This window comes from Mammaliicoccus fleurettii, assembly GCF_003970575.1.
Classification (GTDB): domain Bacteria; phylum Bacillota; class Bacilli; order Staphylococcales; family Staphylococcaceae; genus Mammaliicoccus; species Mammaliicoccus fleurettii.
Window position 1 is genome coordinate 1 of the sequence record NZ_RXWZ01000148.1, and the last position, 7,296, is coordinate 7,296.

The 7,296-nt window shown below is 29.9% G+C and carries 7 protein-coding genes; 4 read left to right on the forward strand and 3 right to left on the reverse strand.

Features of this window, described 5'->3' with window-relative positions:
• Positions 1-418: 418 nt before the first annotated feature.
• The 3 genes from CD129_RS10390 to CD129_RS10400 all read right to left on the reverse strand — a co-directional run bounded on the left by CD129_RS10390 (position 419) and on the right by CD129_RS10400 (position 3,462).
• Entirely contained in the window at positions 419-1,435 is a 1,017-nt protein-coding gene (locus CD129_RS10390; RefSeq protein WP_115337492.1) for a CAP domain-containing protein, read from the reverse strand.
• Between the two features lie 19 nt (positions 1,436-1,454).
• Positions 1,455-2,432 carry a GMP reductase gene (gene guaC, locus CD129_RS10395; protein WP_115337493.1) on the reverse strand — a complete coding sequence of 326 codons (978 nt, stop codon included), beginning with the start codon at positions 2,430-2,432 and terminating at the stop codon, positions 1,455-1,457.
• A gap of 91 nt (positions 2,433-2,523) precedes the next feature.
• Entirely contained in the window at positions 2,524-3,462 is a 939-nt protein-coding gene (locus CD129_RS10400) for a metal ABC transporter solute-binding protein, Zn/Mn family (RefSeq protein ID WP_107509815.1), read from the reverse strand.
• 161 nt (positions 3,463-3,623) lie between these two features.
• Between CD129_RS10400 and rpmG the strand changes: the two genes are divergently transcribed.
• The 4 genes from rpmG (at position 3,624) to CD129_RS10420 (ending at position 7,295) form a co-directional block, all read left to right on the forward strand.
• Positions 3,624-3,773 (forward strand): 50S ribosomal protein L33, encoded by a 150-nt coding sequence (rpmG, locus tag CD129_RS10405; protein WP_078356316.1) that lies wholly within the window; start codon positions 3,624-3,626, stop codon positions 3,771-3,773.
• Positions 3,774-3,970: 197 nt separating this feature from the next.
• Complete coding sequence (locus tag CD129_RS10410) at positions 3,971-5,416, forward strand: amino acid permease (RefSeq protein ID WP_115337494.1); 1,446 nt, start codon at positions 3,971-3,973, stop codon at positions 5,414-5,416.
• 154 nt (positions 5,417-5,570) lie between these two features.
• Positions 5,571-5,885 (forward strand): hypothetical protein, encoded by a 315-nt coding sequence (locus CD129_RS10415; protein WP_078356314.1) that lies wholly within the window; start codon positions 5,571-5,573, stop codon positions 5,883-5,885.
• Positions 5,886-5,897: 12 nt separating this feature from the next.
• A complete protein-coding gene (locus CD129_RS10420; RefSeq protein WP_115337495.1) occupies positions 5,898-7,295 on the forward strand; it encodes a phosphoribosyltransferase domain-containing protein in 1,398 nt (465 codons plus the stop codon).
• Position 7,296: the final 1 nt, after the last annotated feature.

Genomic DNA, 7,296 nt, shown 5'->3' on the forward strand with positions numbered 1-7,296 from the left:
TTTTTGCGCTGACTCCTGCGGGAAAAGCATGATTCGAAGACTACAGGCTGAGAACATGCCCGCGGAAAGCATGCGCATAAAAAAATGCCGACAAAGTCTAAGACTTTGTCGACACTCTGAGGAGATGCAAATGCATCTCCTTTTTTTCATATTCCCGTTATCGAGTTCTTTTTGCTAATGTCATATTAATTATGAAACATCTTTTTTATTTAATAATTCTTTAATACGTTCTAATACATCTAAATCTTTACGTTTTATTTCTTTACTTTCCATGTAAAACTTCCCCTTTAATTGTTATTCCACCAATCAAATTATTAGAAACAACATGTGTTAAACATTTAAGGAAATATGAAATAATGACTTATCTCGATATAATTATATCAAAGTTGCTAAGATAAAATCTGCTTTTATCTCTGTTCTATTGCTGTGTGATGTAGTTTTCCGTCCAATAAGGCTGTAAATCTTCGCCTATATCAACACCTACACCTAACTCTTTATAATCTTTATTTAAAATGTTCTTTCTGTGTCCCAGCGAATTCATAAGACCATGATGTGCATAAACACTACTTATTTGACCATATGCTAAGTTTTCACCTGCTGTTATATAATCAAAGCCAACATTGTCTAATCTGTCAAATGGAGATAAACCTTGTTTATTTGTATGATCAAAATAATCATTATCAACCATATCTTGACTATGCTTTCTTGCAGTCTGACTCACATTTTCATTATAAGATAATGTAGGTAAGCCAAATTGAACACGTTCAGCATTAACAAGATCATAGTTTTGTAGTTCTAATGCGATTTTATAATCATCAGATGCTGCATGATATTGGTTCGTACGTTTATCTTCAGTTGATGATGCAATTTGCATTATACCTTTAATTTGATTATTCTCATGTTTATCATAAAAAACGGTTGTATAGATATTATCAAATTTGAAAACATCGTAATCTTCATCATTTTGAATGAGCTTCACTTTATCTTTATTTATTTCTTTTTCTGGTTCACCAAGAATCGAACGAACCTTTTCCTTGTTCATTTTACTTGTGATACCTTTTTGGGATGTTATTAAGTCTTGGTTCGTATATAAACCTGTTACTTTGTCATTATCATAACTTACCATTACAAATTCATGATAATCATTATGATATACATGCCATTTCTCGTTATACTCATTAGCGGTTATCCGCTTAGGTTTGCCAAGTTTCTTTTCAACTTCACTTTTTGTTTGATTGATTTGAATATTATTAATCGCAAACTCTTGGTCATTTGGTGTCTTAAGTTCAACTTTGCTTGTTGACTGTTCATGTTGTAGTCCTTGTTGAACATTCAATACTTTTTGTTGAATTTGTCTAGATAAATCTGATTCAGGGACAGGCTTGATAAGTGTTATAAATAACAATAATAAAAATAAATAAAATACTTTTTTCAAGTCGTCACCTCACCTATATTTAGTCGCGGTCACCATTAAATATTGAATTTCGAACAATTACGTAATCCACTTTAGTGATAGAATGTAAGTCTTTTCCACCAGCATATGAAATTGAACTTTGTAAATCTTGTTCTATCTCAACTAAAGTATCTTTTAAAGAGCCTTTATGTTCTACAAACATTTTTTTACCCTCAACGTTTTTACGTTCACCTTTTTGAAATTCTGATGCACTACCAAAATACTCTTTATATAATTTGCCTTCTAATTCAACTGTTTCACCAGGTGATTCTTCATGTGCAGCAAACAATGAACCAACCATTACCATGCTTGCACCAAATCTAATTGATTTTGCTATGTCACCATTTGTTCTAATTCCACCATCAGCAATCATAGGTTTTCTAGCAGCTTTACTACATGAATTAATAGCAGCTAATTGCCATCCACCAGTGCCGAATCCAGTTTTAATTTTAGTGATACATACTCTTCCTGGTCCGATTCCTACTTTAGTAGCATCAGCGCCAGCATTTTCTAACTCACGAACACCTTCAGGAGTACCTACATTACCAGCAATTACAAATGTTTCTGGTATATGTTGTTTGATGTGTTTAATCATTCTAATAACTTGTTCAGAATGACCGTGTGCTATATCTATTGTTATATATTCAGGAACAAGTCCCTCATTAGATAGTTGTTCAACAAAAGTATATTCAGTGTCTTTTGCACCTACAGATATAGATGCAAATAAGTTTTGACTTTGCATTTTTTTGATAAATGGAATACGTGCTTCCTCATCAAAACGATGCATGATATAAAAATAATCATTACTAGCAAACCACTCAGCTAGTTCTTCATTCATAACTGTTTGCATGTTAGCGGGTACTACCGGTAATTTAAATGTTTTTGGACCGAATTTAACAGTAGTATCGCATTCTGAGCGACTTTCTACTATACATTTATTTGGTATTAATTGTACATCTTCATAATCAAAAATTTTCATATCAATGACCTCTTTCAAATCTATTAATAATAATCCAATAGTTACTATACATGGTTAGTTGGTAAAAGTAAACGAAAACTGACTATATTTATTATTTATTTAATGCTTTATCAAGCGTTTTTATATTTTTCTCCATTAAAGTTTGGTACGAAATATTTTTCTGCTTATTTTCTTTTTTAGTTAACACTTCTAAATTGTGGAATTTCAGCGGTTTACTATTAGTATCTTTCTTTATTATATCTGTAATTTTAGAACTTACATTTTGCTCATACAATATATATGGTGTTTTTGCTTGATTAATATTTTTTATAATTTCCAAAATTTCTTTTTGACTTGGTTCTTCATTATTCATACCTGTTACACCCGTTTGTTTAAAATGGTATCTATTTGCTAGGTAACCTAAAGAATCATGAGAGATAAATATTGTATCTCTTTTCGGACTTTCCGTAACGGTCTTTAATTTATGATCTATTTCTTCAATATCCTTAATTAACTTCTTATAATTATTCTCATAATCATTTTTATGGTCTGGATCTTTTTGGACAAGCTTATTCTTAATCGATTTAGCTGCTTCTTTATTTGCAATTGGATCTAGCCAAATATGTGGGTCCTGCTTATTTTCTGGTTCTTCTTTATGGTTATGTTCTTCCCCATGCTCGTGATGATGTTCTAAAATATCATTACCTTTTAAATTTGGAATAGCTTCTAATTTATATTCTTTATTTTTAATGGTAGAACTTATCTTTTTTGCCACAGGATCAAGTTCTTTAGAAGAAAATATAAAAAGGTCACTTTTAGCAACATTGATCATTTCTTTTTGAGTTGGTTCATAATTATGTAAATCTGTACCACTTGGATATATTGAATCTACTTCAACATGTTCTCCTCCAATTTGTTTAGCAAAACTTTCATATGGATAATTTGTAGCATAAATTTTTAATTTATCATTTTTAGAGTTTTGATTCCCACAACCTGATACGACTACCAAAATTGCAAGCATCATAAAAATCATTTGATATATTTTTTTCATCTAATAACTCCTAAATAAGTATTTTCATTAATTATAACAATATACGCTTTTAAACATAATATCGCAATCTTACTGAAACAAAATTTTACATATTGATAACAAATTTAAAATATGATAAAATTATAAAGCGTAATGATTACTAAATAGAAAGGCTGATGAACATGCGTGTTAATATCACGTTAGCATGTACTGAATGTGGCGATAGAAATTATATTTCTACTAAAAACAAACGTACTAACCCTGAACGTATTGAAATGAAAAAATATTGTCCAAGATTAGGTCGTCACACTTTACATCGTGAAACTAAGTAATTTCTTATTGTAATAAGAAGATATACGACACAAAAAGTCATTTCTTTGAAATGACTTTTTTATTTATAAATACATTTTATCACTTTAAAGCATTTATGCGTTAAAATTTATGTTGCTTATTTCATGAATTACTAATAAAATATAATGTATATTTTAATTTCAGAATAATCGTAAATGTAGAAAGTATGGTGAACTATATGGAAGAAATGAAACGTGGATTAAAGACAAGACATATATCAATGATTGCCATCGGTGGATCAATTGGTACGGGATTGTTTATGGCAAGTGGTGCTGTCATTACTCAAGCTGGACCTGGTGGTGCACTAATAGCATATTCTATTATTGGTGTTATGCTTTACTTTTTAATGACCGCAATTGGAGAATTAGCAACTTTTTATCCAGTGTCGGGATCATTTAGTGCTTATTCTAGTCGATTTATTGATCGCTCTGCTGGTTTTACAGTTGGTTGGCTATATTGGATTATATGGGCACTCGTTACAAGTGTAGACATTTTAACTGCTGCAAAAATCATTACTTATTGGGAAGTCTTCCAAAATGTAAACCCATTTATATGGAGCATTATTTTTCTAGTTATTTTATTTTTACTCAATGCCTTTACTGTTAAAGCTTTCGGGGAAGCTGAATATTGGTTAAGTTTTATTAAAGTTGCAACTATTATTATCTTTTTAATTGTAGGTGTACTTGTAATCTTCGGTATTTTAGGTGGTAATGAACCACTTGGATTATCAAACTTCACTTATAAAGAAGCACCATTTGTAAATGGTATTTCAGGATTTTTAGGTGTACTTCTTGTTGCAGGATTTAGCTTTGGTGGTACAGAAGTTGTTGCAGTAACTGCCGGAGAATCTGAAAATCCAAAAGAATCAATGCCTAAAGCAATTAGAAAAGTATTTTGGAGAATCTTATTGTTTTATATTTTAGCAATTGCAGTAATTGCAGCAATTATTCCGTATACTGACCCATTATTATTAAATAAATCAAATACAGTAACACAAAGTCCTTTTACTATTGTTTTTGATAGAGTTGGTATTGCGTTTGCAGCTTCAATTATCAATGCTGTAATCTTAACAGCGCTTATTTCTGCGGGTAATTCAGGATTATATGCTACTAGTAGATTACTTTATTCATTAGCACAACATAAACAAGCACCAAAATTCATTAATAATTTAAACAAAAATAACATGCCTTTTATATCATTATGTGTAACTATCGCTTTAATCTTCATATCAATCATTTATGCAACTATTAACACTGATGGTTATTACAGATTATTAAATATGTTAGGTGCACTTGTAACACTCGTTTGGTTAATGAGTATCATTAGTCATATTAGACTAAGAATGGCTATTAAAAAACAAGGACAATCAGCAACTGATACTTTAGAGTATAAAGCACCATTATATCCGTTAGGACCGATTATTGTTATTGCTGTCATTGCTTTCTTATTAATCGGACAATCCTTTGACAGTATAATGACTTTAAATTATCCTGTATTAATTGAATCGTTCTTACCAATTATTTTAGGAATTATTGTTTACTTCATTCATAAATTTGTAACGAAATCTAAAATTATCAAACTTGAAGATATAGATTTAACTAAACATAATTATGATAATAAATAGTAATCGTTTAAACACCCACTCATTTATATTTTGAGTGGGTGTTTTTTTATATTTCAAATACCAACTTCTTAAATTTTATTGAACTTTTTCATATCACAACATATATAGTATAATGAATATAAATAATTAATAATGATAAAAAGAAGGTGTAATAATGGCTGGCCAAACTAATTTATTTGATGACGTTATGAAACAAGATGAGCGCTTTGTAATTGTGGTTCAAAGTATTTATGACAAACAACCTCAACTCGTTAAAAAAACATTAAGAGAATATACAAGTTTAACAAGAGAACAGATGCAATCCTTATTTGATCATCTGAAAGATTTATATTTGAATGAACCATTTGAGGACAACCAAGCATTCTTTGACATTACTGTTTATACAAATCAAGACTATGCAGCAGACCAAATATATGCGCATATAAAAAGAAAAAAACATAGTCATGAATGGACACATACAAGCAAATAAAGGAGTAATGATATGTCCCACGTAAGCAAAGTTTTTCCTTTAGATAATGAGCAACAAGTTGAAGTAAAGGTCGTAAAAAATAGATTCGATTTTGAAATTGACGAAATGTTAGCAATAACTCAAGAAGAACAATCAGATTTCCCTTTTATCCCTGTATCACCTTGTTTAGGTTATTCTAGAGGGCTATATCCTGAACACCCCTTACTTATTGGTTTATTACTAGGCTTTTTATATCATGAATCTTTAACTGGTGAAACAGATGAACGTATTCATAATATAGCTAAAGCAATCAATAGTAAAAATCGTGGCAAAATGATTCAAGCTTTAAACACAGTAGAAGCGAACAAACTCGGTCACTATCCGCCGACACGCTTCCTTGGATTAAGTGAACGTGCAGTGAATTTAGGGCAATCCATTTTCAGTTTATTCGAAGACGATGTCATGTTTTTAGCATCAACAAGAGATAAGATCATATCACATCCACCTTTATTATATCATGATGATATAGTCGATCCACTTGACCGTTTATTTTTCTATACAAAAGATAAAGACTTTTTTGATAATGATGAACGAATTGCAATTATTGATAACCATTTATTAAATGGTTTATCCGTATTAAACCTAATTAAAAAGATTTATGATAAATACCCTGAAAGAGAAACATTCACTGTTTTAACCCCTATAGATTTAAGATCAGCAAGTGTAAAAGAAGCTTTCTCTAGTCTCGAAAAGTCTTTAAATATAAAAATCAATATTATATCGCTTATGACTTTCAATGTAGAAATACAAGAAAAAGATAATTCAACAGAAAATTTAATTCAAAACCAACTTCTTAAAAATGAACAACATGAAACTAAAGTACAATATCATTCTTTAAGAAATGTTATTAACGATCATTTTATCGTAAAAGCACAAAACATGTTACGTGATGGTACGATACATGACAATCCATACTTTATTTCAACAGGTAGATTTACATTAACCGGTAAAGAACAACAAATCTCTGAAGAGCTATTTCAACGAATGGGAGAATTATTAAACGATTTATTAGATGATTCACCGAAACTTGTTATCGGTGTTGGTGAATTCTTGTATATCCCATTACAGATTGCTCGTTATTTACCTGGTAAAAATATAAATGTTCAAGGAACAACAAGGTTTAATTTTGATTTAAGTACATTGAAACATTCAAATAAAAAAATAAGCTTTATGTCTCCTTTAGAAAGAACAATTACACATTACCTTTATAATTTAAATATTGATCAATATGAAGAAATAATTGTTTTTGTAGAAAGACTTAGACATAAAACTGAAATTGATGATTTAGTACAACAACTAAAAATACTTGGTGCTAAATCTATCCTCGTTATAGAAATGACTTCAATTTCATTTAATGAAGATCGATATTAAT

Excerpts from the sequence above, each read along its gene's own strand:
- guaC (WP_115337493.1), bottom strand. The coding sequence starts at position 2,432 with ATGAAAATTTTTGATTATGAAGATGTACAATTAATACCAAATAAATGT.
- CD129_RS10400 (WP_107509815.1), bottom strand. The coding sequence starts at position 3,462 with ATGAAAAAAATATATCAAATGATTTTTATGATGCTTGCAATTTTGGTA.
- rpmG (WP_078356316.1), top strand. The coding sequence starts at position 3,624 with ATGCGTGTTAATATCACGTTAGCATGTACTGAATGTGGCGATAGAAAT.
- CD129_RS10410 (WP_115337494.1), top strand. The coding sequence starts at position 3,971 with ATGGAAGAAATGAAACGTGGATTAAAGACAAGACATATATCAATGATT.
- CD129_RS10415 (WP_078356314.1), top strand. The coding sequence starts at position 5,571 with ATGGCTGGCCAAACTAATTTATTTGATGACGTTATGAAACAAGATGAG.
- CD129_RS10420 (WP_115337495.1), top strand. The coding sequence starts at position 5,898 with ATGTCCCACGTAAGCAAAGTTTTTCCTTTAGATAATGAGCAACAAGTT.